The organism is Parafrankia colletiae (assembly GCF_001854655.1).
Lineage (GTDB): Bacteria > Actinomycetota > Actinomycetes > Frankiales > Frankiaceae > Parafrankia > Parafrankia colletiae.
Map to the genome: position 1 here is coordinate 76,493 of NZ_MBLM01000112.1, position 25,798 is coordinate 102,290.

Annotated in this window: 17 protein-coding genes and 1 pseudogene; 14 read left to right on the plus strand and 4 right to left on the minus strand. The window is 71.5% G+C overall.

Annotation, left to right across the window (positions count from 1 at the left end; all coding sequences use genetic code 11):
* The first annotated feature begins 119 nt into the window (after positions 1–119).
* The 7 genes from CC117_RS14670 to CC117_RS14700 all read left to right on the plus strand — a co-directional run bounded on the left by CC117_RS14670 (position 120) and on the right by CC117_RS14700 (position 11,485).
* Positions 120–4,994, plus strand: coding sequence for a type I polyketide synthase (locus CC117_RS14670; RefSeq protein WP_071084467.1), 4,875 nt, complete (start codon positions 120–122; stop codon positions 4,992–4,994).
* A gap of 107 nt (positions 4,995–5,101) precedes the next feature.
* Complete coding sequence (locus CC117_RS14675; RefSeq protein ID WP_071084469.1) at positions 5,102–6,604, plus strand: FAD-dependent monooxygenase; 1,503 nt, start codon at positions 5,102–5,104, stop codon at positions 6,602–6,604.
* 371 nt (positions 6,605–6,975) lie between these two features.
* Positions 6,976–7,875, plus strand: coding sequence for an ABC transporter substrate-binding protein (locus CC117_RS14680; protein ID WP_198541857.1), 900 nt, complete (start codon positions 6,976–6,978; stop codon positions 7,873–7,875).
* Between the two features lie 10 nt (positions 7,876–7,885).
* Positions 7,886–8,650: an ABC transporter permease gene (locus CC117_RS14685; RefSeq protein WP_084132125.1), complete on the plus strand. Its 765-nt coding sequence runs from the start codon at positions 7,886–7,888 to the stop codon at positions 8,648–8,650.
* Positions 8,647–9,435 carry an ABC transporter ATP-binding protein gene (locus tag CC117_RS14690; RefSeq protein WP_198541858.1) on the plus strand — a complete coding sequence of 263 codons (789 nt, stop codon included), beginning with the start codon at positions 8,647–8,649 and terminating at the stop codon, positions 9,433–9,435. The genes CC117_RS14685 and CC117_RS14690 overlap by 4 nt, the downstream gene beginning before the upstream one ends.
* Positions 9,432–10,067: a nuclear transport factor 2 family protein gene (locus CC117_RS14695; RefSeq protein ID WP_071084473.1), complete on the plus strand. Its 636-nt coding sequence runs from the start codon at positions 9,432–9,434 to the stop codon at positions 10,065–10,067. Before CC117_RS14690 ends, CC117_RS14695 begins: the two co-directional genes overlap by 4 nt.
* Positions 10,064–11,485 carry an NAD(P)/FAD-dependent oxidoreductase gene (locus CC117_RS14700; protein ID WP_131803073.1) on the plus strand — a complete coding sequence of 474 codons (1,422 nt, stop codon included), beginning with the start codon at positions 10,064–10,066 and terminating at the stop codon, positions 11,483–11,485. Before CC117_RS14695 ends, CC117_RS14700 begins: the two co-directional genes overlap by 4 nt.
* 286 nt (positions 11,486–11,771) lie before the next feature.
* Here CC117_RS14700 and CC117_RS14705 read toward each other — a convergent pair whose 3' ends face one another.
* Positions 11,772–12,413 carry a TetR/AcrR family transcriptional regulator gene (locus CC117_RS14705; protein WP_071084477.1) on the minus strand — a complete coding sequence of 214 codons (642 nt, stop codon included), beginning with the start codon at positions 12,411–12,413 and terminating at the stop codon, positions 11,772–11,774.
* A 317-nt stretch (positions 12,414–12,730) separates the two neighbouring features.
* Here CC117_RS14705 and CC117_RS14710 point away from each other — a divergent pair, with 317 nt between their 5' ends.
* From CC117_RS14710 to CC117_RS14720, 3 genes and pseudogenes are all read left to right on the plus strand, one after another.
* On the plus strand, positions 12,731–13,465 hold the full coding sequence (locus CC117_RS14710) for an SDR family NAD(P)-dependent oxidoreductase (RefSeq protein WP_071084479.1): 735 nt from the start codon (positions 12,731–12,733) through the stop codon (positions 13,463–13,465).
* Positions 13,466–14,083: 618 nt separating this feature from the next.
* The gene (locus CC117_RS14715) at positions 14,084–14,707 is read left to right on the plus strand and encodes an NADPH-dependent F420 reductase (RefSeq protein WP_071084481.1); all 624 of its coding nucleotides are present in this window, start codon (positions 14,084–14,086) and stop codon (positions 14,705–14,707) included.
* Between the two features lie 138 nt (positions 14,708–14,845).
* Positions 14,846–15,749: pseudogene (locus CC117_RS14720) on the plus strand (TIGR03619 family F420-dependent LLM class oxidoreductase).
* Between the two features lie 461 nt (positions 15,750–16,210).
* On the opposite strand, the gene CC117_RS37450 reads toward CC117_RS14720, so the two are convergent.
* The gene (locus CC117_RS37450) at positions 16,211–16,678 is read right to left on the minus strand and encodes a nuclear transport factor 2 family protein (protein WP_071084483.1); all 468 of its coding nucleotides are present in this window, start codon (positions 16,676–16,678) and stop codon (positions 16,211–16,213) included.
* Between the two features lie 10 nt (positions 16,679–16,688).
* Positions 16,689–17,309: a TetR/AcrR family transcriptional regulator gene (locus tag CC117_RS14730; RefSeq protein ID WP_084132126.1), complete on the minus strand. Its 621-nt coding sequence runs from the start codon at positions 17,307–17,309 to the stop codon at positions 16,689–16,691.
* A gap of 475 nt (positions 17,310–17,784) precedes the next feature.
* Here CC117_RS14730 and CC117_RS14735 point away from each other — a divergent pair, with 475 nt between their 5' ends.
* From CC117_RS14735 to CC117_RS14745, 3 genes are all read left to right on the plus strand, one after another.
* Entirely contained in the window at positions 17,785–18,414 is a 630-nt protein-coding gene (locus tag CC117_RS14735; RefSeq protein ID WP_071084485.1) for a hypothetical protein, read from the plus strand.
* 418 nt (positions 18,415–18,832) lie between these two features.
* A complete protein-coding gene (locus CC117_RS14740; RefSeq protein WP_084132128.1) occupies positions 18,833–23,044 on the plus strand; it encodes an nSTAND1 domain-containing NTPase in 4,212 nt (1,403 codons plus the stop codon).
* Between the two features lie 125 nt (positions 23,045–23,169).
* Complete coding sequence (locus tag CC117_RS14745; RefSeq protein ID WP_157905411.1) at positions 23,170–24,423, plus strand: extracellular solute-binding protein; 1,254 nt, start codon at positions 23,170–23,172, stop codon at positions 24,421–24,423.
* A gap of 66 nt (positions 24,424–24,489) precedes the next feature.
* Here the strand turns inward: CC117_RS14745 and CC117_RS14750 are convergent, their stop codons facing one another.
* Positions 24,490–24,945, minus strand: a complete 456-nt coding sequence (locus tag CC117_RS14750) for an effector-associated domain EAD1-containing protein (protein WP_071084491.1) — start codon at positions 24,943–24,945, stop codon at positions 24,490–24,492.
* A gap of 100 nt (positions 24,946–25,045) precedes the next feature.
* Between CC117_RS14750 and CC117_RS37455 the strand changes: the two genes are divergently transcribed.
* On the plus strand, positions 25,046–25,753 hold the full coding sequence (locus CC117_RS37455) for a hypothetical protein (RefSeq protein WP_071084493.1): 708 nt from the start codon (positions 25,046–25,048) through the stop codon (positions 25,751–25,753).
* Positions 25,754–25,798 lie beyond the last annotated feature (45 nt).

Here is a 25,798-nt window from a genome sequence, read left to right on the forward strand (position 1 = left end):
GCAGCGCCTCTGACCGCCGCAGCGCCTCTGACCGCCGCAGCGCCTCTGACCGCCGCAGTGCCCGTGTCTGCGCGGGCCCGACCACCCCTGCCAGTACCGACCCCGGGAGCAGATCTCCGATGGTGAGCGAGGACAAGCTCGTCGAGTACCTGAAGCGGGTGACCGCCGAACTGGAGCGGACCCGCCGGCGGGTCCGCGACCTGGAGGCCCGGGCGACCGAGCCGATCGCCATCGTCGGCATGGCCTGCCGCTACCCCGGCGGCGTCACCACCCCGGAGCAGCTGTGGCGGCTGGTCGACGACGGCGTCGACGCGATCGGTGAGATCCCCGCCGACCGTGGCTGGGACCTCACCTCGCTCTATGACCCCGACCCGGACCGGGTCGGCACCTTCTACACCCGCGCCGGCGGGTTCGTCGCCGACGCCGACCACTTCGACCCCGCCTTCTTCGGCATCTCCCCGCGGGACGCACTCGCCGTCGACCCGCAGCAGCGGCTCCTCCTGGAGACGGCGTGGGAGGCGTTCGAGCGCGCCGGTATCGCACCGGAGTCGCTGCGCGGCAGCCGGACCGGCGTGTTCGCCGGTGTCATGTACGCCGACTACGGTGCCCGCCTGTTCGGGCACCCGCCGGCCGAGCTGGAGGGGCAGATCGGCAGCGGCAGCGCCGGCAGCGTCGCCTCCGGGCGGGTGGCCTACACCTTCGGCCTGGAGGGGCCGACCCTCACCATCGACACCGCCTGCTCCTCGTCGCTGGTCGCCGTGCACCTGGCCGCGCAGGCGCTGCGGGCCGGTGAGTGCTCGCTGGCGCTCGCCGGCGGGGTGACGCTGATGGCGACCCCGTCGGTGTTCATCGAGTTCAGCCGGCAGCGTGGGCTCGCGCCGGACGGGCGCTGCAAGGCCTTCGCGGACGCCGCCGACGGCACCGGCTGGGGCGAGGGCGCCGGGCTCCTGCTGTTGGAACGGCTCTCCGACGCGCAACGCGCCGGGCGCCCGGTGCTCGCGGTCGTCCGGGGAACGGCGGTGAACTCGGACGGGGCGAGCAACGGCCTCACCGCGCCCAACGGGCCGTCGCAGGAACGGCTCATCCGCGACGCCCTGGCCGCCGCCCGGCTGTCCGGCGCCGAGGTGGACGCCCTGGAGGCGCATGGCACCGGCACGACACTCGGCGACCCGATCGAGGCGCAGGCCGTGCTCGCCACCTACGGCCAGGACCGCCCGGCCGACCGCCCGCTGCACATCGGGTCGATCAAGTCGAACATCGGGCACACCCAGGCCGCGGCGGGTGTCGCCGGCATCATCAAGATGGTCCAGGCCATCCGGCAGGGCCGGCTGCCGGCGACGCTGCACGTCGACCAGCCCAGCTCCCACGTGGACTGGTCGGCGGGCGCGGTCAGCCTGCTCACCGACCCACAGCCCTGGCCGGACGTCGACCGCCCGCGCCGCGCCGCCGTCTCGTCGTTCGGGATCAGCGGCACCAACGCCCACGTCATCCTGGAGCAGGCCGTCGACCCCACGGTCGGCGAGCCAGCAGCCGGCGCTCCCGAGGCCGCGCCCGGTGAGGCCGCGCCCGGCTCGCCGACCGGGCCCGCGGGCGACGCCGACGGGTGGGCCTCCGGGCTGCTGCCGTGGACGCTGTCCGCGCGGACCGGGGCGGCGCTGGCCGGGCAGGCCGCCCGGCTGCGCGCCCACCTTGTCGACGACCCCGGCCTGCGTGCCGTCGACGTCGCCCACTCTCTGGCCACCTTGCGGACGCGGTTCGACGAACGCGCTGTTCTGGTCGCCGCCGACCGGGCCGGGCTGCTGCGCGGCCTGCGGGCGCTGGAGACCGGCAGCCCGGACGTCTCCGTGGCCCGCGGGCGGCGCAGGCCCACCGGGCCGACGGCGTTCCTGTTCACCGGCCAGGGCAGCCAGCGGCCGGGTATGGGCCTGGCGCTGTATGAGCGCCACCCGGTCTACGCCGACGCCTTCGACGAGGTCCTCGCCGCTCTCGACCCGCATCTCGACCGCCCTCTGCGCGACGTCGTGCACGCCGATCCGCGCAGCGATCCGGAGACCGCCGCGCTGATCCACCAGACCCGCTACACCCAGCCGGCGCTGTTCGCCCACGAGGTGGCGCTGTTCCGGCTGGTGGAGAGCTTCGGTGTCCATCCCGCCCAGGTGGCGGGCCACTCGGTCGGCGAGCTGGTCGCCGCGCACGTCGCCGGCGTCCTCACGCTGGCGGACGCGGCGGTGCTCGTCGCCGCCCGGGCGCGGCTGATGGCCAACCTGCCGCCGGGGGCGATGAGCGGCTTCGACGCCACCGAGGAGGAGATCGCCGACCTGCTCGTCGACCGCGCCGACCGGCTCTCGGTCGCGGCCGTCAACGCTCCCCGCTCGCTGGTGGTCTCCGGCGATCCGGCGGCGCTGGCGGAGGTGGAGGAGAGCTGGCGCGACCGCGGCGGCCGTGTCCGCCGCCTCACCGTCTCCGGGGCGTTCCACTCCCCGCACACCGACGCGCTGCTGCCCGCCTTCCGCGAGGTGGCGGCGACGGTCACCTTCCGTCCACCGACCATCGGGATCATCTCCAACGTCACCGGCCGGCCAGCCAGCCCGGACGAGATCACCACACCCGAGTACTGGACCCGTCACCTGCGGGCCACCGTCCGGTTCGCGGACGGCGTCGCGGCGCTCGCGGACCTCGGCGTCGACACGTTCGTCGAGATCGGCCCGGACGCCACCCTCACCACCCTGACCGAACGTGTCCTCGCCGCAGGGCCGTCCGACTCGGGCCCGGCGCCGGACGGGGGTGCGTCGTCGGGCCGCGGGGGCGCGAGGCGGACCGTCGTGGCAACCGCGCGCCCGGACCGCGGCGACGACGAGGCGCTGCTGCTCGCGCTCGGAACGCTGCAGGCGCACGGCCACGCGGTGGACTTCGCTCCGCTGTACGCCCGCCACGCCCCGCGCCGGGTGACTCTGCCTACCTACGCCTTCGACCGCCGCCGCTTCTGGCTGGACGTCCCCCTGACCGGACGGGCCGCCGACCCAGGTGAGACAGGCCGGGCCGGCGAACCGGCACGGCCGGGCGAACGCCGGTTCTGGGACCTCGTCGACGCAGCGGACACGGCCGCGCTCGCCGCGACACTGCGGGTCGATCCGGACGCCCCGCTGCGTTCCGTGCTGCCGTCGCTGGCGGCCTGGCGCCGCTCCGCGCAGTGGCGGTACCGGCTGGCGTGGAACCGGGTGGGTGACACCGCCGCCGCTGGCCGGCTCGACGGCCGCTGGGTGCTGCTGACCCGCCCGGACCAGGCCGGCGAGCCCCTGCTCGCCGCGATCGACGCCGAACTGCGCCGGCACGGCGCGACGGTCGACGACGGCACGGGCGACGACGGCACGGGCGACCCGCTCCCGCCGGCGGGCGTGCTGGACCTGCGCGCCCTGCCCGGGCCGGGCGGCGCGGCAGGGCATCCGCCCGTCGCCGCCGCAATCCTCGATCCCCTCGGCGAGGCCTGGCCCGACGTCCCGGTGTGGACGGTGACGCGGGGCGCCGTCGCCGCGGCCGCGGCCGACCCGCCGCCGGATCCGTCCCAGGCCCGGGTCTGGGGCCTGGTGGCCCGGCTCACGGCCGACCGGCCGGCCCGTCCGGGTGGTCTGGCCGACCTGCCCGCCGCCGACCTGCCCGCCGCCGACCTGCCCGCCGCCGGCGGGACCGGCGTGGACGGGGCCACCAGCGGTGGCATCGCAGGGGTGCGTCAGCTGGTCCGGGCGCTGGCCGACGGCGCCGAGGAGCAGGTCGCCCTGCGGGCGGAGGGCCTGTTCGCCCGCCGGCTGCGGCCGGTGCCAGCGCCGCCCGCAGTCGCGCGGCCGGCCGGCGCGTCGAACGGACGGCGGCGCGATGACGGGCTGCCGCCGGGCACCGTCCTGGTGATCGGTGGAACAACCGGCCTCGGCGCGCACGCGGCGCGCCGGCTCGCCCGCGGCGGCGCCCAGCGGCTGGTGCTCACCCGGGAACCGACGGGTGCCCCGGTCAGCCCGGGCAGCCCGGAGGACGTGCTGCTCGTGGAGCTCGCCGCTGCCGGCTCCCGCACCGCGGTGGTCGACTGGGAGCCCGGGGACACGAAGGCGCTCGCCGCGCTGGTCGCCGCGACCCCGGCCGGTTACCCGCTGGTCGCGGTCGTGCACGCACTGCCCGACCTGCCCGCCGAGGCGGCCACCGCGTCGTTGCGCGCGCTGCGCGAGGCCACCGCCGGCAGCGCCACCGTCGGTGCGACATCGCCGGCGGTACTGGTGCTCACGCCGACCTCCGCCGTGGTCGACCTCGACGGGCCGCCCGAGCACGCGGAGTTCGAGGCGTGGGCGGATGCGTTCGTCGCGGGTGCTCGGGCCGACGGGCTCCCGTGGGCGTCCGTCGCCTGGGGGCCCTGGCGGGACGGCGACGCGGCGGCCCCGGCCGCCCCCGCCGGCACGCGCGGGCTGCGGCCGGTCCCCGTCGACCTCGCGCTCGACGTGCTGGGTGAGGCGCTGGCGGAGGTCCTCGACGACCGGTCCGGGGTACCGGCGCCCGACCGCGGGCGGCTGGTCCTCGCCGACGTCGACTGGGCCGCGCTGCACGCCGCGCGGCCCCGGCCGGTCGGACTGTTCCGCGAGATCCCGGCAGCCCGCGGCGCCTGGTCCGAGGACGTCGACGGCGGCGGTGGCGGTGGCGGTGGCGGGAGGGCGCCGGCCCGGGAGTGGACGGCCCGGCTGGCGACGAGCACCGGCCCGGAGCGGGAGCGGGTGCTGCTCGACCTGGTCCGCGACCAGGCCGCGGCGCTGCTGGGGTTCGCCGCCGCGGAGGACGTCGAAGCCGACGCCGAGTTCCTCGCGATCGGCTTCACCTCGATGACGGCGCTGGAGCTCAACCAGCGCTTCCAGGATCTCGCCGGCCTCGCGCTACCCCCGACCGCGATCTTCGACTACCCGACCCCGACCTCGCTCGCCCGGTTCCTGGCCGCCCCGACCATCCCGGCCACTGCCTGAGGGTGCGCGGCGCGGGGCAGCTGAGCACTGAGCCCTGAGCACTGCGCACTGCGCCACACGACCGTTGCGCCACCGAGGAATCGACGTACTGAGGAGCCAGAACCACCATGACACAGACGGTCATCATTGCCGGCGGCGGACCGGTCGGTCTCCTGCTCGCCATCGAGCTGCGCCTGGCCGGCGTGCCCACGGTCGTGCTGGAGCGACGGCCCGAGCGGGACACCGAGTCCTTCTCCCGGCTGCTGCATGGCCGCTCGGTCGACCTGCTCGCCCAGCGCGGCCTGCTCGACGAGCTCGGCGAGCTGCCCCGCTGGCCCTTCGTGCACTTCGCGCACTTCCCGCTGGACCTCACCCTCGCCGACCCGAGCGAGTACTGGCTGATCGTGCCGCAGAGCCGGGTCGAGCAGCTGCTCGCCGACAGGGCGGTCRCGCTCGGCGCCGACCTGCGCACCGGCACCGAGGTCGTCGGGGTCGCCCAGGACGCGGACGGGGTTACGGTCAGCGTCCGGCCGTACTCCCCCGGGTCGTCGGCGTCCGGGTCGCCGGCCGGCGAGGATGCCGGGGGCGGGGGCGGAACCGAGATCCGCGGCGCCTACCTGGTCGGGGCCGACGGCCAGAACAGCACCGTCCGCGAGCTCTCCGGGTTCGAGGCCCCCGCGGTGGGCCCGTCCTGGTACGGCACCGTCGCCCACGTCGAGGACTTCCAGGGGCCGCCCAGCGGGACGACCGGGCCGGGCGGGATGTTCGGCGCGCTCCCGGACGCCGCTTTCCACGTCGTGATGACCACCGAGTTCGACCGGCCGATGCCGGGGCACGACGAGCCGGTCACCTTCGACGAGGTGCGCGCGAGCGTCCGCCGGGTGACCGGCGCGGACATCGAGCAGGGCCGGCCGCGCTGGCTCGCCCGCTACGGCAACGTCACGCGGATCCCGTCGGCCTACCGCAACGGCCGGGTGTTCCTCGCCGGCGACGCCGCCCACGTCCACTTCCACGCGGTCGGCCACGGGCTCAACACCGGTCTGAACGACGCGGTGAACCTCGGCTGGAAGCTGGCCGCCCAGCTGTCCGGGTGGGCGCCGCCGGACCTCCTCGACAGCTATGACCAGGAGCGCCGCCCGGTCGGTGCGCGCGCGGCCGAGGTCATGCTCGCGCAGCTCACGCTTCTGCACCCGTACGAGACTGTCCGCCCGCTGCGGTCCCTGTTCGGGGAGCTCACCGACATCCCGGAGGTGGTGCGCCGGCTCGTCCGGCCCATCACCGACGTCCGCTACCGGCTGGAGGCGTTCGGGGAGGCTGCGGATCCGGCCCTGCTCGGCGGCCGGGTGGACGACCTGGCCGCCGTCGCGGCGCCGTTGCGGGCGGGCCGGGGCGCCCTGCTGGACCGGTCCGGCGGCGCGGCCGACCTGTCGGTGGCAGTCGACTGGAAGGCCCGCGTCGACGTCGTCACCGCGCCGGCCGCCGCGCCGGCCGCCCGGGCGGTGCTGGTGCGACCGGACGGGCACGTCGCCTGGGTCGACGCCGCCGGCCCCGGGGAGCCAACGGACGTGAAGGGCCTGTCCGCCGCGCTCGCCGCCTGGTTCGGCGCCGGGGACGGCGGCCCGGTGTCCTGAGCGGCCCGGTGTCCTGAGCGGCCTGGTCTCCTGAGTGGCCCGTGGCCGGCGCACTGAAGGGCGGGCGAAACAGGGACATTTCCCGACCGGGCGCCAACCGTCCGCACAGGAATCATGACGCCTGGCCACAGTGTTGCCGAAACGGAATCGACTCTCATATAGTCCGCGATGCCGTCTGGAGTCCACCTAGTCGGTCGAGATACCAGGAAATCCGAAACAGTTGGGCGGGGACGTCGGAAATGGGACGCACGAAATGGGCGACGCGGGCAGCGATCGGGCTGGGGCTGGTGACGCTGCTGACAGTCGCATGTGGGTCGGGGGGAAGTGACGCCGACGCCTCGCCGGCACCGGCACCGGCAGCCGGAGGGGCGGTGGATCTGAGCAAAGTGACGCTCAATGTGATTGATCCTCTGCGCCTCTCGGAAGCAGAGCTCGAACCGGCAGGCGTGGCAGACACTCCGTATAAGATCAACTACATCACGGTGGCGAGTGCCGCGGAGACGTCGGCCACGCTCGCCTCCGGCAAGGCCGACCTCGTCCTCGCCGGGGACGTGGGGTTCTCGGCCTTCGCCGCCGCCGACCTGCCGATCACCGCCATCCGCGCGGTCGAGATCCCGCGGGCCTGGTGCGGCATCGTCGTCCCGAAGGACTCCCCGATCCGCACCGTCCGCGACCTGGTCGGCAAGAAGATCGCCAACCTCAAGAGCGCCGGCTCGGAGATCGTGGCGATCAACGCCTTCGAGAAGGAGGGGCTCAACTACTTCGACGACGCCGAGGTCGTGAACTTCGCCACCGTCGGGGACGTGGTGGCCGCCTACCGCAGCGGTCAGGTCGACGCCTGGGCTGGGTGCAGCGCACCGGTGTACTCCTTCGTCAGCAGTGGCGCGGCGCGCTTCGTCGTCGACGGCAGCTCCGGTCCGTGGCGCGGGAACAACCTCTGGGCGGGGTCGACCGCGGCGCTGGGCGACCCGGCCCGGGAGGCCGCGATCGTCGACTTCCTCCACCGGGCCGAGGCCGGCTACGAGTGGGGCCAGAACAACGTCGACCAGCTCGCCGAGGCCCAGTCCAAGCTGGTGGGTGCTCCCGCCCCGATCCTCAAGGCGCTCTACGCCGTCGGGCAGATCAAGGGTGTTCCCATCAGCAAGGATGTCATCGACGGGCTCACGCAGACCTACGACCTCGAGGTGGAGCTCGGCAACATCAAGCCGAGCAAGAAGGATTTCTCGACCTACGTCACCGACAGGTACAACGCACGTATCGACAACGGCTGAGCCGGGCCCGATGAGAATTGCCACAACCCTGCGCCGGGCCTGCGTCCCGGTTCTGCTGCTGGTGCTCTGGCAGGTGCTGGCCAGCACCGACGTGATCGACGAACGGCTCTACTCCTCGCCGGAACGGATCGCTGACACCTTCGTCGAGCTGACCCGCGACGGGACGCTGCAGGACAATGTCGGAGTCTCGCTCCTGCGTGCGCTCGCCGGGTTGGCCCTGGGCGCCGGCCTGGGGCTGCTGGTCGGCCTGGCGGCAGGGTTGTGGCGGCTCGCGGAGGAGTCGGTCGACCTCACGATCCAGATCGTGCGTACTGTCCCGGTGTTCGCACTGACGGGCCTCTTCATTGTCTGGTTCGGTATCGGGGAGACGCCCAGGATCGTGCTCATCGCCAGCGCCTGCTTCTTTCCCATGTACCTCAATGTCTACAGCGGGGTACGGGGCGTCGACCGCAAGCTGCTCGAGATGTCCGACTCGATGGAAGTGGGATCGCTGACGGCGATGCGCCATGTGCTRCTGCCGGGTGCCCTGCCGTCGGCACTGGTGGGGCTGCGCTTCGCGCTCGCCTATTCCGTGCTGGCGCTGGTGATCGCTGAGACCATCAACTCCCGGAACGGCATCGGGTACCTGCTCAGCAGCGCCCAGCAGTATCTGCAGACCGACATCATCTTCACCTGCGTGCTGCTCTACGGCGTGCTCGGTGTCGTGTCGGACGTCATCGTGCGGGTGCTCGAACGGGTACTCCTCGGCTGGCGCTCGGGGGTGGAGGCACGATGACCACGCCCGAGCTCACGCCGCCGTCCACGTCCGAGCCGACATCCCTGTCCAAGACGACAGTCGCACCCACGCCCGCGCCTGCGCCCGCGCCCGCGGTCCGGGTGTCCGGGCTGCGGCGTTCCTACGGCTCCACTGTCGTTCTCGACAATCTCGACCTCACCGTCGCCGACGGCGAGTTCGTGTGTCTGCTGGGCCGCAGCGGCTGCGGAAAGACCACGCTGCTGCGCACGCTGGCCGGTCTGGACAAGGCCGACGTCGGCGTGGTCGACGTCCCCGACCGGGTGGCCGTGGTCTTCCAGGAGCCACGTCTGCTGCCATGGAAACGCGTCGGTTTCAACGTCCGCTACGGTCTGCCGAACAACCGTGAGTCGGCGGCCCGCGCGCAGGCGGCGCTGGCCGAGGTCGGGCTCGACACACACGCCGACGCCTGGCCCAAGAGCCTCTCCGGTGGCCAGGCGCAACGGGTGGCGCTGGCGCGGGCGCTGGTACGCGAGCCGCAGCTGCTCCTGCTCGACGAGCCCTTCGCGTCGCTCGACGCCCTCACGCGCATCACGATGCAGGGCCTGATCCGGGATCTGGCCGAGCGCCACGGTGCCGCCGCCGTCCTGGTGACGCATGACGTCGACGAGGCGATCCTGCTCGGGCACCGCGTCCTCGTGATGGACGGCGGTGCGTTCACGTACGAGGTCGACACCTCGGAGGCCGGCAGGAGCCACCGCGGCAGCACTCCCTACGAGGCGCTGCGCCGAGATCTACTGAAACACCTCGGAGTGGAGGAAACATGACGGTTGGATCGCCGGCCGCCGRACCGACGGGCAACGAGTCACCGTCAACGCTGGCACCGTCGACGCATGCACCGTCCACGGAGGACCGGCTGCGGGAGCTGCTCGACAAGCAGGACATCCGGGAGGTCGTCCTGCGCTACGCACGCGGCATCGAACGTCTCGACGCCGAGACCCTGGCGACCGTCTTTCACGACGACGTCATCTACGAGCATCACATCGGGGCACCGTCCCCGCCGTACTCCAACGCACGCGAGCTGGCGGAGCTGATCGTCGAGCTCGCGCGGAAATCCCCGCTCACGGCGAAGTTCCTCACCGCGCCCAGCACCCTGATCGAGCTGGAGGGGGATGTCGCGTTCGCCGAGTCGCACGCTCTCGCCCTCAACGTCTTCGCCACGCCGGAGGGTGAGGTCACCCACTGGCGCGGCATTCGCTGGCTCGACCGCTTCGAGCGCCGGGGCAGCTGGAAGATCGCCCACCGGGTGATCCTGCACAGCGGTTTCGAACGGTACGAGCCGGCCGCGCCCYCCCCGGCGAGCGCCTCGTTCCACCCGGACAGCCAGAGCCGCAACCATCCCGACGACCTCGTCTACCACCTGCGCGAGCGGCTCACCCCCGGAGGGGTGTGGACGTGAGCGGCCGCCGGGTTGCCGTGATCGGCGCCGGCGTCGCCGGGCTGGGTGCGGCACTGTTCCTCGCCGACGGCGGGCACGAGGTCACCGTCGTGGAGCAGGACGTGATGCCCGGGATCGGTGACGGCGACGAGGCGTTCACCGCCTGGGAACGACGCTCCGTCCCGCAGTGGAGGTTCGCGCACAGTTTCTCGGCGCGCTCGCGCGGAATTCTGGAAGCCCGCGCACCCCAGGTTCTCGCGCACCTGAAGGCCGACGGCATCGAGATGTTCAACGCGCTGACGTCGTTCCTGCCCGCGGAGGCGCAACGTCCCGAGGACGCCGCGTTCACCGCGGTTCTCTCCCGGCGGCCGGCGTTCGAACTCGCGCTGCGCCGCAGTGTCGAGGCCGATTCCCGCATCCGGCTGGTCACTCCGGCGCGGGCCGAGGGACTGCTGCTGTCGAGCGAGGGCCGCCCGCGGGTCGAAGGCGTGCGGCTGACCGGTGGCGCGACGCTGGCCGCCGACATCGTCCTGGACTGCGGTGGCCGCCGGTCCCCGGTCACCGGGTGGCTCGCGAGCGCCGGCGTCGACGTGCCGGCGGACCGCCAGGCGTGCGAGTTCACCTACTACTCCCGCTACCTGCGCGCGACCGGCGACGGGCCGGTGACGAGCGGCTTTCCCCGAGCCGACCTCGGCTACGTGATCTGCTGGACGTTTCCGGGCGACCACGGCACCTACGGCGTCGCGATCGGCGGCCCGCCCTGGGACAAGGAGTTCAAGGTCCTTCGGCACAACTGGGCCTGGGAGCGGCTCGCGGGCGCCGTGCCGGCCATCGCCGGCTGGGTTGATCCCGTCACGGGAGGCGTTCCCGTCCAGGACGTCCAGGTGATGGCCGGACTCACCAACCAGCGCCGGCACTTCGTGGTCGACGGCGTCCCGCTGACGGCGGGGCTGCTCGTCCTGGGCGACGCCCTGTGCACGACGAACCCGTTCTTCGGCTGGGGCGCGTCGATCGCGCTGACCCACGCCGCCGCGGCCGCCGACACGCTCGCCCGCCGCGGCGAAGACATCCCGGCCCTGACCGCGGCCTACTACGACAGCGTCGAAGCCGAGGCGGCGTCGCTGTACCGGTCCGCCTCGACGATGGACCGGCTGCGGTCCTACCGGTGGCGCGGCGAGACCGTGCCCGACGCCGACGTCGACGCGGCCGAGGAGGAGGACCTCATCACCCGCGGCCTGATCCCCGCGGCGACGAAGGATCCCGACCTGCTCCGTGCGCTCATGCGCAGGATGGCCCTGCTCGAACCGGTGGAGACCCTGTTCGACGACCCGGTGGTGCGGGCCAAGGCGGAGGCCGCGCGGGCGCAGACCCAGGCGGGCGCGGTCACGATGGGCCCGTCCCGCGAGGAAGCTCTGGCGCTGCTGGCGGCAGCTCCCTGACGTCAGCAGCACTCCGGGCGTCAGGGACCCGCCGGCGGGTCCCTGACGCCGGCCAGCCTCGGGGTGACCGGCCCGCTGTCAGACGGTCGGTGGCCGTCAACCCGGAGCCCGGCCGTCAGGGTTCGACGGTCGGCCCGCCCTCCGCAATCTGACACAGTTCGACGACACGTACGGATGGCCGCGGCCAGATCTCGCGACCCGCTCTCCAGCCCGAGTCCCGGCAGCTACCGCTCCGGCCGCGCCGAACTCGACGTCGTCTTCCGGCCGACGAGGCGTGATCGGGCCGTCATTGGCCTCCCACCGGAACGGGAGCAGACCCGGTAGTTCCGCGGTCATCGCTGGGCTGCCGAGGAGATGACGCGGGGATGGCGTTGTCGATGAGGACGGCGGCGATGGCGGCGGCGGTGGGGAAGGATTCGCTGTTGAGGACTCGGGTGCGGGCCGAGGCGCCGTCGATGAGCAGTGCCAGTTGTTCGCCGAGTTGTTCGGGGTTGGTGGCGCCGGCTTCGCGGGCGGTTTCGGTGAGCCGCGCGGCGATGGTGGTCTTGTAGTCGCGTGCGTACTGGGATGCGGGGTGTTGGGGGTCGTGGAGTTCGACGGCCGCCGCGAGGTAGGGGCACAGGGGCGTGGAGGCGGGTATCTCGAAGGCGGCGAGGAGTCGTTCGCGGGGTGTGAGGTCGGTGCGGTCGAACACTCCGGGCATGACGTCGGGATCGAATCGGCGCAGGTATTCGGCGACGAGTTCGTCCTTGCTGGTGAAGTGCTGGTAGGCCGTGCGCTTGGACACCTGGGCCACGGCGCAGAGTTGGTCCATGCCGGTGCGGTTGATGCCCTGATCGCGGAACAGCTGCTGTGACGCGCTGAGGATGCGCTCGCGTGCACCCCTGCCGCGGCGCCGGCCCAGGGGGCCTTTCTCCAACTCCGTCATGCCTCCAGCATAGACCGTTCGGTACAGACCGGTCTACATAGCTTGCGTTCGGGCTGATCATCCGTTACGTTAAGCATACAGTACGGTGTACATATTCCTGGACCGTGCGCCCATCGCGATGACGGAGATTTCGCACGGCGAGAGCGGTCCCGATGATCGTCGGTGCGCCATGGCGCACCGGGCGTCCCACGGCGAGGTCGGTACCGACCGGTGTATGTAGCTTGCGCTCCGACCAGCCATCGGGTACGTTACGTACACAGTCTGGTGTATATAAGAACCGAGCTGTTTCGGATACCCATCAATTCAACGGAGCGATCGTGGGAAAGCTCGACGGCAAGGTAGCGGTGATCACCGGCGGATCCACCGGCATGGCACTGGCCGGCGCCAAGCTGTTCGTCGAGGAAGGAGCGCACGTCTTCATCCAGGCCCGGCGGCAGGAAGCACTGGACGACGCCGTCAAGCTGATCGGCCGCAACGTCACCGCCGTCCAGGGTGACGCGGCCGAACTGGACGACCTGGACCGCTTGTACGACACCGTCAAGCGGGAAAAGGGCTCGATCGACGTGCTGTGGGCCAGCGCCGGGATGGGCGAATCCGCCGTCCTCGGCGAGATCACCGAGGAACAGTTCCACCGCGCCTTCTGGCTCAACGCGCGCGGCACCCTGTTCACCGTACAGAAGGCACTGCCGCTGATCAACGACAACGGCTCGATCTTCATGACCGGATCCAACGCCTCCCTCGGCGCCTTCCCCGGCTGGAGCCTCTACGCGGGAAGCAAAGCCGTCCAGCAGGCCTGGGCCCGCGTCTGGCTCAACGAACTGCGCGACCGCAAGATCCGGGTCAACGTCCTGACCCCCGGCCAGGTCGCCACCGCCAAACAGGAAGAACTGTTCGACGAGGCAACCAAGGCCGCATTCGAGTCCCTCATCCCCCGCGGAAAGATGGGCCGCCCCGAAGAAATCGCCACCGTCGCCCTGTTCCTCGCCTCCGACGACTCCAGCTACGTCAACGGCCTGGAACTGGTCACCGACGGCGGCACCACAGCCATCTGAACCACACACCAGGAATTCCGCGGGCACACCCCACAACAACCCAGTCGCCACAACGAACTGATCTCGAACGCGGACATCCGCAACACGCCGAAGTGTTGCGCGGGCGCCGGATTCGCGTGCTGTCGATGATTCGTGGACACCGGTCGGTGTCTACCGACCGACTGGCCGGCGCCACCCCGTGCGACGACTTCACCGTCGCCGATCTGCTCGGCCATGTGAAAACCTCGGCCATTCGGCTCGGCGCACTGGCTCGCCGCGAGGCCGCCGAGGAGCCGGGCGACTCGTCCCGCGAGCTGATCGGCCAGCACGTGCGCGCGCTGGCCACGGCGTGGCAGGACCCCAGCGCCGGGCCTCCTGGGGTGCGGCGGTGCCCGTCCCGCCGGACGCGTCCCTGCTGGACCGCATCGTCGGGATGGCCGACCACAAGCCGTGAACGAGATCAGTTCTCAGTTCGGGAGTTCATTGCCCTGATGATCTGGCACGCCGACCCGGACCTGCGGGTCGGCGCGCCGACCGGGTCTCATACACGGCCCAGAAACGTCGCGACCGACGCCCTGCCCCTGACCCGGCGCGAACGAGACAGAGCGACACCTCGAGAAAAGGAAGAGAGCACACCTCATGAGCAGCATCACCCTCATCGGTACGGGGAACATGGCCCGTACCATCGGCACGCTCGCGGTGGCGGGCGGCAACACCGTCGAGGTCATGGGACGCGATCAGTCCAAGGCCGATGACCTGGCCAAGGCTCTGGGCGGCGGCGCGACGACGGGCAGGTGGGGCGCCGTCCCGGCCGGGGACATCATCATCACGGCCCTGTTGTACGACGGTGTCGTTCCGGTCGTCGCCGAGTACGGAGACGCCCTCGCGGGCAAGGTCATCGTCGACATCAGCAACCCCTTCAACGCCACGTTCGACGGACTGGCCCACAGCGAGGAGACCTCGATCGCGCAGGAAGTCGCCAAGGTGGCCCCGGCCAGCGCCAGCGTGGTGAAGGCATTCAACACCATCTTCCGTAATGTCCTGGAGAAGGGCCGGCCCAACGTCTTCATCGCTGGCGACAATGCGCAGGCCAAGGCGGGCGTGGCGGCATTCATCGAGAGCCTCGGGCTGCGCCCGCTGGACGTCGGCGGCCTGAAAATGGCGCACTGGCTGGAAGGAGTGGGCGTGGTCACGGTGGGCCTCGCCGGCAACGGGGTTGGCCACTGGGACTTCGCCCTCGGCGTCAACGAATTCACCGGCTGAGCCCCCGGGGCCGAGCAGTCGGGGCCGAGCAGTCGGCGAACAGGGCGCCGTGCGCCCTGACAATGGTTGACGGATCACCGACTCGCCGATGTCGGATATCAATGTTGGCGAACGATCCTGCCCGAGGAGAATCTCGCGATGAAGCTCGGTTTCGTGATTCCCATTGTCGGGCCCGCCGTCAGCGGCGCCCCCGGCCTGAGCGCGTTCTGCCGCGGACTCGAGGACCTTGGCTACGACACCCTGTGGGTCGGCGATCRCCTGGTCACGCCGGTTGATGTGGACAGCAGCTATCTGGCCCACGGGCCGCAGATGACCCGCTCCCTCGATCCGGTGCTGCTGTTGGACCGTCGCCGCGGCGGCGACCAGCCGGATGCGCCTGAACGCCAGCACGCTCAGCACGTTCTACTACCAGTCGCCGCACCTGGCCCGGCTGCTGACCACGCTCGACGTGCTCAGCGACGGCCGCCTTGGCGTTGGTGTGGGGCTGGGGTGGATGAAGCAGGAGTACGACATCGCCCGCAACGCGGACTGGCACCGGCGCGGCAGGATGCTCGATGACATGCTGGCGTTCCTGCACGCGTGGTGGACGACCAATCCCGTGTCCTGGGACAGCGAGTTCCTCACCTTGCCACCGGTCCACGCCGACCTGCGTCCGGTCCAGGCGGGCGGGCCACCCATCTGGATCGGCGGTGCCAGCGAGGCCGCGATGCGCCGGGTCGGCCGCAGCGGGGTCGGCTGGCTCGGGTTCGACGGGCTGCCGGCCGCCGCGTCGATCAACGGTCGGGACGAGGGCGCCGACCGCCTGTGGTCGATCGCGCGCCGAGCGGCGCAGGACGCCGGCCGCGATCCCGACGCGCTGAAGACGGCCATGCGGATCAACCTCGAACCGGGCACGTCCGTCGGCTCGCTCGCGGACAAGTTGCAGCGGTACGCCGAGTCCGGTGTTGATGAGGCGTTCTTCGATGCCTTCGCGGTGTTCACCAGCCTTGACCAGATGCTCGACTTCGCCAGCCAGGTGATCGCGCGTACCGGCCGGTTGTGACCACCGAAGAAACGACGGAATCGGCTGCCACGGAACGCATCGACCCGCGTGGTGTGCGATCCGACTTGACACTGCTGACCCTTTAGGCGGCTTCCGGAACTCTCCGCCTCCTACGGGGACAGGAGAACCGCAGGTCAGCGACCTGAGGACGTCCCGAGGCCCGCAAGAGACGATGGAGCCCCGCGCCGGCAGCCATCACCACCACACACCCACACCCACACCCACAGCGTCCGGGGGGCGAACCACCCGCGCCCGGGCACCGTCCCGGGCCGACAGCCGCAGCGTCCACCCGCCCGGCCAACAAACAGCGGGGACCGCTTTCAGGCAACTCCTGTCACGTCGGCCGGACAGCACCCAGGGCAGCGGCCGGGACCACAAGCAGGAAAGGGACCAGGTCCGGGACGGCGGGACGGCAGCCTCCCAGACCCAGCCCAGAGCCCATCCAGGCAGTACTGGCCCAGTCAGATGGTGGCGGGCCACCAGTCATCCGACAGCGACGCCGGGTAGGGGCCGCCCTCAGGCTGCGGGATCCGCTTGACCAGCCGGCGGTACCGCAGCCGCCAGCCCTCCTCCGTGCAGACCAGGATGTCGAGGCAGTCACCGGAGGTGACCGTCGCATCCGGCCGCACCGCGAGGTAGCGGCTACGGGCCCGCACCGACCCGTCCGCGTTCTCGAACAGGACGAGGTCCTGGGTGTGGTGGTCGGGACGCGGATAATCGGTGGGAAGCTGGCGCAGCTGCTGGTGGAACTCGTCCAGCGTGAGCACCTGGTCGCCACCGTCGGTCGTGATCACGAACTGCAGATCGGCCGTGAAGACCCTGCCGAACAGGTCGCCCCGCATGTTGTCGACGATGTGGTTCGCGAGCGCGATCGTCTGCCTGATGGCCTCGACGTCGGTGGAGGAGAGTGCACGGGGGGCGAGCTGCATACGGAACAGGCTATCGCTTTGCCTTTTCAACGCCTTCCAAAGCCAGGACAAGCAACCGTTCGGCGTACGCACCGCCGCCCTGGACCTGCTCGGYCGCCCACGCGACGGAGCACGACAGCAACAGCAGATCCTCGATCGACACGTCGTGCCGCAGGACACCCGCCCGCTTCGCGCGGTAGACCAGCCGGCCGAAGGACTCGTGCATGGCTGCACAGGGAGCCGCCACCCGCTCCTCGTGGGCCATGATCCCGGCAGACTGCGCGGCGAGGCCCCTGAACCTGCCCACTGCGGCGACCAGCTCCAGCAGCCAGCCACGCACGGCGCCGCCGGGCTCCGCGCCCGGCTCCGCGAGCAGCTCGTCGGCATGTACCGCGAGCTCGGCGAACCGTTCCGCGACAACGGCGGCCAGCAGGGCGCGACGGGTGGGGAAGTGCCGATACAACGTGCCGACGCCGACCCCGGCCAGTTTGGCGATGTTCTCCGGAGGCACGTCGACGCCTTCGCTCTCGAACGTCGCGACCGCCACCTCGAGCAGTCGCCGCTCGTTGCGCGCGGCATCGGCGCGGCGGGCCCGTCCCGCCTCCGGCGGACTCGGTGCGACCTCTGGTCGAGCCTGCGCAGCGTCACTCATCAACAGTCGACCTCGACACTCACCGATCAGCCGCCAGCCAGGCCGGGTATGCCGCCATCCTGGGCCGCCCGACCGAGGTGGCGTCTACCACAAGGGCGTGCGTCATAACCTGAACAGACTATCGAATCCGCCCGCAGGGCATGCCCCTCGCAGGACATGACGGAGTACTGCGGCACCGGCAGAACCATCGGGGTGTGACCGCGGGCGGCCGGCGCATCGCAGGGTGGAGTAGCTCCGCCGTGCCTCGGCGGTCGAGTGACCCAGCCGTCGCGACATGCCGCAGCTCGGCATCGGCGGCGGGCGCATCCCGCTTCTTCCGGCCCCGCACCCGGTTGGCCGGCATCACCGCGAGCACCACAGCCCCTTTTGACGCCCAGCAAGAGACCACACGTCCCGGGGCCGTTTCATGATCTCCGCTGCCTACGATCAGTGGCGGTAGGCCGGTCTGAAGCACCGGCGCCGACCTGGAGGGAATGTGGGTTTCTGGGGCACCTACGTCGTGGGGCGTGCGGGCCGGCCGCTGACCGAGCTCCCCGCGCTGCGACCGTCGGCAGCGAAGGCGAGCTGGCACTGGCACGGGACGGGCGGATGGCAGGTCGTCCAGATCGAGCACGGCCCCGACGGCTGGAACTCGCCAGATCTCCCCCGCGCCTGGGACGGCCTGCTCCAAGGGCTGACCAAGCAGTCCGGGCACCCTGTGCTGGTCGCCGTCATCAAACACAGCGAGGGCGCGCAGCTCCTCGGCCACAGCCCCCGCACCGGCCGCTGGGGTGGCTGGATCATGGCAGACAACATCACCTGGCGTCTCCTGCCCGAGGACGGGCCGCGCCAGCACTGGGACGAGAACGGCATCCGGCACACCGAGAGCACGGCTGACTACAGGCGACGCGAGCGGCTCGCTCTCGACCACCTCTACGCGACCGCTGGTCCGCCCGGGGCCCGATCCGCCCCCTCCGCCGTCGCGTGGGCGATCGAAGCCGGCCTCATCCCCGACCCCGCGGCCGTGGCCGCCGCCCTGGACACCGCCTCCGATTTCGCCGAAGAGGCGCTTTTCACGTTCCTGGCCGCCCTCGGCCTCCCCGACGCCCCGGACGTCCAGTTCTGACATCTGGGATCACGGGGTGCATCGCGCCGTCGCACAAGATGGCGAGCGCGGCGGAGCGACATTGCGTCGGCCTGATACCGCATTGCGTCGGCCTGATACCGAAGTCCGGACTGAAGTGGGTCATCCGCGGCCGGGGTGCTCGCGGAGGCCTGGGGCCACTGTGCGGAGCCCGCCCCGCCCCGGCGTACCCCGCCGCCCACCGACTCCGCAGCTGTGTCGGTGGGCGGTTTCGGTGAGCGGGGCTGCTCGGCCCCGGTCGGTGGTCACGTGACGAGGCGGCTGGATGAGCACGGCGTTGTCATCCTGATTCTCCCTGTCTTTCCGGTCTGGCCGGACCGCCTCCCGGTGTTCTGGTTGCTCCGTGATCGCGCTACCGTTCCCTGAGGCCGGGGGCCACAGCCCCGGCCGAGGGGGCCTGATGGCGAGAGTGTTCATCAGTTACGCGCGTGGGGACGCAGCCGTCGGCGGGCTGTTACGCGAACGGATAACCGAGGCCGGGCATCACGTGTTCCTCGACACCGATCCGGACCGGGGAGTGCGGATCGGTGAGGACTGGGAACAGCGCCTGTACCGGGAACTGCGGGCGGCCGACGCCCTCGTGGCGGTGGTCACTTCCCGCTATGTGGTGTCAAGCTGGTGCCTCGCGGAGCTCGCCGTCGCCCGCTCGCGCAGCGCGGTTCTGCTGCCGCTGCTCGCGGAACAGGGCGTCGCACTCCCGCTGCTGAGTTCTCTGCACTATCTCGACTACGTCGCGGATCCGGATCGGGCCGCGCAGGCGGTGCTCGACGAACTGGTCCGGGTCGATCTGGGAAGTGGCCGTGGCTGGGCCGAGGGCCGGAACCCGTATCCGGGCCTGGAGGCGTTCACGGATGACCGGCGGTCGGTCTTCTTCGGCCGCGACGGGGACACGCAGCAGGTACTCGCCAGGATTACCGCGGCGATCGACGGGGACGACAAGGTTCCGGACGGTGGGATTCTGCTCATCTCGGGGCCGTCGGGAGTGGGAAAGTCGTCCCTGCTCAAAGCCGGAATCCGGCCCACGGTCCTGGATCGTCAGGGTTGGCGGGCATTGCCCGTGCTGACTCCGGGGGAAGACCCGGTCGGTGCGTTGGCGAATGCTTTTCTCCTTGCGTCGAACCGGCTCGGCCTCGGGTGGCGGCGGGAGGATATCGGCGCGCGGCTGGGCGACCGGCGTTCGTTCCTCGGCCTGGTCGACGAGATTCTCGCCGCGCGGCCACCCTGCGAGCATCTGCTCCTGGTCATCGACCAGTTCGAGGAACTGCTGGTCACGACCTCGGCCGGGCGGCGGGCCCGGTTTGCGGATCTGGTGGGGGGTGCCTCCAGCCGACGCCTGCAGATCGTCGGCACCTTCCGGTCCGAGTACGAGGGCCTGCTCCGAGCCGACGCGGCCTTACGGGACGTTCCGGTGACCTGGCATTTCTTGGAGCCGCTGTCCCGCGACGCGCTGCGGATGGTGATCGAGGAGCCAGCGCGGGAGGCCGGCCTGCATTTCGACAACGACCTGCTGGCCCGCATGGTCACCGACACCGCGATCGGCACGGCGCTGCCGCTGCTGGCCTTCACCCTCTGGAAGCTCGCCACGGATCTGGAGCGCGGCGGCCGGATCACCACCGGTGCGTACCACCAGCTCGGCGGGGTCCGCGGGACGATCATCCACCAGGCGGACCTGGCGCTGGCCCAGGCCGCCCGGCCGGCGGTCACGACCGAGGAGCAGGTGCTCACCACCCTGCTGCGGCTGGTGAGCATCGACAACCGCGGCCAGTCGATCCGGGTCGGGGTCGACCGGGCCACGCTTACCCCGGTCCAGCGGACCCATCTCGAGCCGTTCGTCGTGCAGCGCCTGGTGACGACCCAGGTCGTGGGCGACCGGACTGTGCTCAGTGTCGCCCATGAGGCGTTTCTGACGGCCTGGCCTCCGCTGGCGGAGCGCATCGCTGCCGAGGCTGCGACGCTGCGCCAACGGCACGAGATCGAACGCGACGCGACGCACTGGCGGGAGGCGGGGCGGCCCGCGTCGCTGCTGTGGACCCGCCCGCAGCTGCGGGCCTTCCTGGCAGCCAGTCCCCCGCCGGATCCCGCCGACAGCGCCTCTGACGAACCGACGGGCCGGACGCCGGCGAGGAGGCGGATTCTCGTGCGGGGTCGGGGGCCGTCCCACGGCGGTGGGCAGCGGCGGGTGAACCAGCCCGTGGCGGCCACCTCGGATCTGAGCGCGGACGCAGTCGAGTTCCTGCGCGCGAGCGTCCGCCGGGACCGCCGCCTGCGGGCCCGCGCCATCAGTGTTCTGGCCCTGCTGCTGGTCGCGGCCCTCATCGGCGCCACGGTCGCCACGGCGATGAGCCGCTCGGCGCTGCGTGAGCGGCGGCTGGCGGTCAGCCGGGGGCTCATCCAGGAGGCGGTCGCGCTGCGCCAGAGTGATCCGCGGGTGTCTCTGCTGCTGAGCATCGAGGCCTACCGGATCGCGCCGACCGTGCAGGCCCGCGGCAATCTGCTCAGCGTTCAGGCGTCCTACTACGCCGACACGCTCCCCCGCGCCGGCGGACCTGTGCACGCGGTCGCCTACGCACCCCTGCGCACCCATCGGATGGCGACCGCCGAGCACACCGGTGTGGTGCGGGTGTGGAGCACGACGTCGACACGGCGTCCGCCGCTGATGACCCTGGAGCACGGATCGCCGGTCTACTCGATCACGTTCAGCGCCGACGGCAGGCTGCTCGCTGCCGGAGAGCAGGACGGCACGGTCAGTCTCTGGGACGTCGAGAGCCAGCGGCTGCTCCAGCGGAACCGCCCCACCGGCGAGGCCGCGAACGAGGTCGCGTTCCATCCGGACGCGGAGGTGCTGGCCGTCGCGTCCGCCAACGGGAACGTGTACCTGCTGGCCACGACGGATCTGCACGAGGTGGGCCTGGCCAGGGTCGGTCCCGGCCCGGTGGGCACCGTGGCCTTCAACCGGACCGGGGCACTGCTCGCGGCAGCCGGCACGGACGCGACAGTCTCGATCTTCGACACGCGGACTCTTCTCGCCGCCGGACCCCCCGCCGTCACCGCTGGGCCCACGGGGCCCCCGGGGACCGCCGCGACTCCTGGGCCCGCCGCGACCGCGCGGCCGGCGACCGCGCCGGGCACACGCTCGCCGCGGGCCCCGCTCTCCGTGCTGCCGGGGCACGCCGCCACCGCCCGCGCGGTGACGTTCTCACCGGTCGAGGACCTGCTCGCGGTCGGCAGCGACGACCGGACGGTGCGCGTGTGGCGGATGTCCGATCCCGGGCGGCCGGCCCTCTTCGCGACGTTCCCCGGGCACACCGGCGCCGTCGGCGCGGTCGCGTTCTCGCCGGGCGGGGAGGTGCTGGCCAGCGGCGACGACGACAGCTCGGTCCGGATCTGGGACGTCGCTTCCCGGACCGTTCTGACGGCCCTGTCCGGGCCATCGGAGGCCGTCCTGAGCCTGGCCTTCAGTCCCGACGCTCACACGTTGAGCGGCTCCGGCGCCGACGGGGTGACCGGTCTGTGGCACCTCTCCCGGCCGGCACCGCGGGACCGGCCGCCGGCCGTCGGATCGGTCGCCCTGACCCGCCGCATGGCAGCTCCCCGGACGGGGTCGGTGGACGCCGGTTCTCCCACCGTCGCGACCGCCGGGACGGATCGCACGATCGAACTGTGGGGGACCGACCCACCGGTGTACCTCTCCTCGATCGAGCCGCCCGCTGACCCGGCCGACGTCACCACCGCGGAGGGCCCGTGGGCCGCGAACGCGCTGGCCTTCAACAGCGACGGGTCACGGCTCGCGGCTTCGCGGGGGGCAGCAACGGGGATCTTCGATCCGACTGGGCGGACCCCGCCGACGGAGCTGACCGACGACATGCCGCGCAGCGACCGCGACGCGGACGTGTCCGTCGTCAACGCGGTGGACTTCCATCCGCAGGAGCAGCGCGTCGTCATTGGCGGAACCGACAACACGGTTCGCCTCGGGAACGCGGACACCGGGCAGCTGGGCCCACCCCTGTACCGGCACGAGAACGTGGTCAACGCGGTCCGGTTCATGCCCGACGGGCGCACCGTCGCCAGCGCGAGCGACGACGGCTGGGTCGGCCTGTGGGACCTCGGCACGTCGGATCCGGAGCGGGTCGACCTGCGTGGCCCTGGCCCGATGAAGTCGCTGGCGATCAGCACCGACGGAACCATGCTGGCAGGCGGGTCGGATGACGGGACGGTCCGGCTGTGGACGGTGAGCCGGCCGGCCCCGGGCCAGCCCTACCGCCAGGAGGGCACGGGCAGAACGCTGACAGGCACGGACCAGGCGGTGGTCTCCGTCGCCTTCAGCCCCGACGCCACCCTGCTCGCCGGCGCGTACACGGACGGGTCCGTCCGGGTCTGGGACACCCGCACCGGTGATCTGTACGCCCTGCTGACCGGGCGGGACGCCAGCGCGGTCGTCTTCAGCGCGGACGGCTCGACGCTGATCACGACGGACCACGACGGGAACCTGGTGACCTGGCTGACCGACCCGGACCGGGTCGCCAACGAGATCTGCGCGGTCGCCCCGGCCCTGAGCGAAGAGGAATGGTCGCGGTACATGCCCGGCGACGACTACCGGCGGACCTGCCGATGAGCGCCTCCCCGGTACCGCCCCCCGGCGCGGATCCCACGGATCCCACGGATCCCACGGATCGCGCGGGCGACGGTGGAGACGAGCGGACAGGGCTGAACCGTCGCCGGGCGATACGAGCGGCGGCCGTGGCCGTCGTGGTCGGCATCCCGGGCGGCCTGGCACTCTCCCAGGTGCTCGGCGACGGCGACGACCCCGTGGATGATCCGGACCGCCGCCGTATCCGGTGGGCGGCCAACTCGAACGACCAGAACCTGACCGATTCACGCCAGGTGCTCATCAGCGCCTTTCAGAAGGCTCATCCCGACATCACCGTGGACCTGCGCCTGGTGCCGTTCAGCACCGACGCGACACGGCAGGCGCTGATCCAGGCGGTACGTGCCGGCACCGGAGAACCGGACGTGTACCTCGGCGACGTGATCTGGCCCGCCGAGTTCGCCGCGGAACAACTCGCCATGCCGCTCGACGACGAGTTCGACCAGAATTTCTGGGACCGTTTCGATCCGGTGGCACTCGCCGCGTCCACCTACCGCGGACGCATCTACGCGGCGCCCTACTTCGCCAACCGCGGAGTTCTCTACTACCGGCCGGACCTGCTCGCGCAGGTCGGCCGCAGGCCACCCACCACCTGGGAGGAACTCGAGGAGACCGCCACCATGCTGCGGGATGTCGGCCGCACGGAGTACCGGCTCGCCTGGCAGGGTGCCGCCTACGAGGGACTGACCTGTGTGTGGACGGAGTTCGCCGCGAGCGCCGGCGGCCGGACGCTCGACGAGACCGGCACCCGGTCGACAATCGACAGTCCGGCCTGTGTGCGGGCGCTGCGTCTCATGCGCGGGCTCGTGGAGCGGGGAATCACCCACCCCGATCTGACGATGTTGCGGGAACCGCTGGCCACGAAGCTCTTCAACGACGGCAAGGTGGCGTTCATGCGGGGGTGGAACACCGCCGACACGGCCATCGGCACCAATCCGGAAGGCTACGCGGCGACATCCTTGCCGACCTTCGCCGGTGCGCCGGCGCCCGGGTTCTCCGCGGTCGGCGGCTGGAGCATGTTCGTCAATCCGCACACCAGCAAGATCGCCGCGGTCCGCACCTTCATCGAGTGGATGACCAGCGTGCCGGCGCAGCGAACGCTGTCACGCTACGGCCAGATGCCAGCGAACCGCTCGGTGCTCGCCGACCGGACACTCGTCAACGACAGTCCGGTACTGGCGGTCACCCGCGACGCCCGATCCGTCGCCCGCCCGGCCAGCACCCCTCGATACCAGCAGATCAGCCGCGCGGTCTACACGCATGTCAACCTCGCCTTGGGCGGGGAGGTCACCCCGGAGGAGGCCCTGGCCCGGGCCCACCGCGACATCACCGCAGCCCTACGCTGATCCACAACAGTGCCGGCCGCCGCACCGACGAGAATCCATGGGATTGACGACCGCCCCGCGTCGTCGTCAGAGACGGTCCGTATCGTCCGGCATCAGACCGAAGTTCAGAGTCTGGGTGTGACCGGTCCCAACCATGACGCCGGTCGAGTCTGTGACGCTGACCGAGTACGTCGGCGAACCGGGCGCACCGGTCCGAGTCTCGCCGGCCGGGCGACGAGGCCGGTCCTGGCCGCCTGGCGCACACGCATCAGCGGGACCATCCGCATTCGGCCGGGCGAAGACCGGATTCGCGGGGAGCTCGGCCGCCGCCGCGGCGAGCACCCGGCGGCGGCCGTCCAGCAGGATCCCGGCGCCGAGCTTCGAGTTGATCTCGCGCCAGAACTGTAGAGGTGTCGTGTCGCCCCAACTGGGCTGCCGCGCGACGGTAAGACCCGCGGCATCCAGGACCTGGCGTGCCGAGAGGGGAGTCGTGAAGGCATCCGCCAACGCCTGGACCTCGCCGTCCGTGAGCCGCTCGATCATCTGCCCGCCCTCTGGGTCCTAGAGTTGCCCGCGCCGCGCGCGGCCCGTTCCATTCATTCTCAACGCCAATCCGCCGCGCCGAGGCCGTTGAGATGAAATAGTGGCAACCAGGCGGACGGCGGGGGCGACGGTGGATACCGACCGGGACGACGAACTGATCAAGATCGCGCACAGCGGAGCCGCTGACGACCTCCGCGTCCTGACGACCGGGCGGCACGATGAGGTCGACCTGTCGGTAGAGGTACAGGCCGACGGCGTCATGGTCGGCGAGCGCAACGTCCAGAAGAATTATTGCTACTACCACGTTGATCATCCGACCGTGTCATTCGACCCGGCGGTCCGCGGCGCCACTTTCACCCGCCGGTTCGAGGCGCTGCTGGAGCAGCCGACCAGCTGGTTACGTCGGGAGCAGTTTCGCCGGGCGGTTGCCGCTCCCCCAGCAAACCGGCGAGGTCGGGTCGTCTTCGCCGACAGCCGGACGGCCCTTTCCGGACGGGCGCGGGTACGCGCGTGCGCGGTCCGGGTCCGGGTCCGGGGATCCCGCGGTGTGGTCATCGGGGATGGGAATCGCCAGACCAATCATCTCCGGTACCGACTCACTCATTCGGTGATCGCCGTGGAGTCGATTCTCCGAGCCGAGCCGAGGATCGCCTTACGGTTGGCGGATTTCGTCAGCACGCCGGAAAACCCGGCCTCTGAAAGCCGTCTCGTCAATGCTATGAGTCGCGCCCTCGAGCGGTCTCACGAGCTCACCCGGATGCTAGTGGTCTTCGGTGTTAGTTCGTCGGTGATCGGTGGCGTCGGGTAGGTAGAGACCGGCTGCGAGATCGAGAGCCGCTTCGGCGGTGCCGGT

What these genes read in the sequence shown, in the direction of transcription:
- CC117_RS37450 (WP_071084483.1), bottom strand. Translation starts at nt 16,678, where the DNA reads ATGCAGCTCGCCCCCCGTGCACTCTCCTCCACCGACGTCGAGGCCATC.
- CC117_RS14705 (WP_071084477.1), bottom strand. Translation starts at nt 12,413, where the DNA reads ATGACGGAGTTGGAGAAAGGCCCCCTGGGCCGGCGCCGCGGCAGGGGT.
- CC117_RS14670 (WP_071084467.1), top strand. Translation starts at nt 120, where the DNA reads ATGGTGAGCGAGGACAAGCTCGTCGAGTACCTGAAGCGGGTGACCGCC.
- CC117_RS14750 (WP_071084491.1), bottom strand. Translation starts at nt 24,945, where the DNA reads ATGATCGAGCGGCTCACGGACGGCGAGGTCCAGGCGTTGGCGGATGCC.
- CC117_RS14690 (WP_198541858.1), top strand. Translation starts at nt 8,647, where the DNA reads ATGACCACGCCCGAGCTCACGCCGCCGTCCACGTCCGAGCCGACATCC.
- CC117_RS14740 (WP_084132128.1), top strand. Translation starts at nt 18,833, where the DNA reads ATGGCGAGAGTGTTCATCAGTTACGCGCGTGGGGACGCAGCCGTCGGC.
- CC117_RS14715 (WP_071084481.1), top strand. Translation starts at nt 14,084, where the DNA reads ATGAGCAGCATCACCCTCATCGGTACGGGGAACATGGCCCGTACCATC.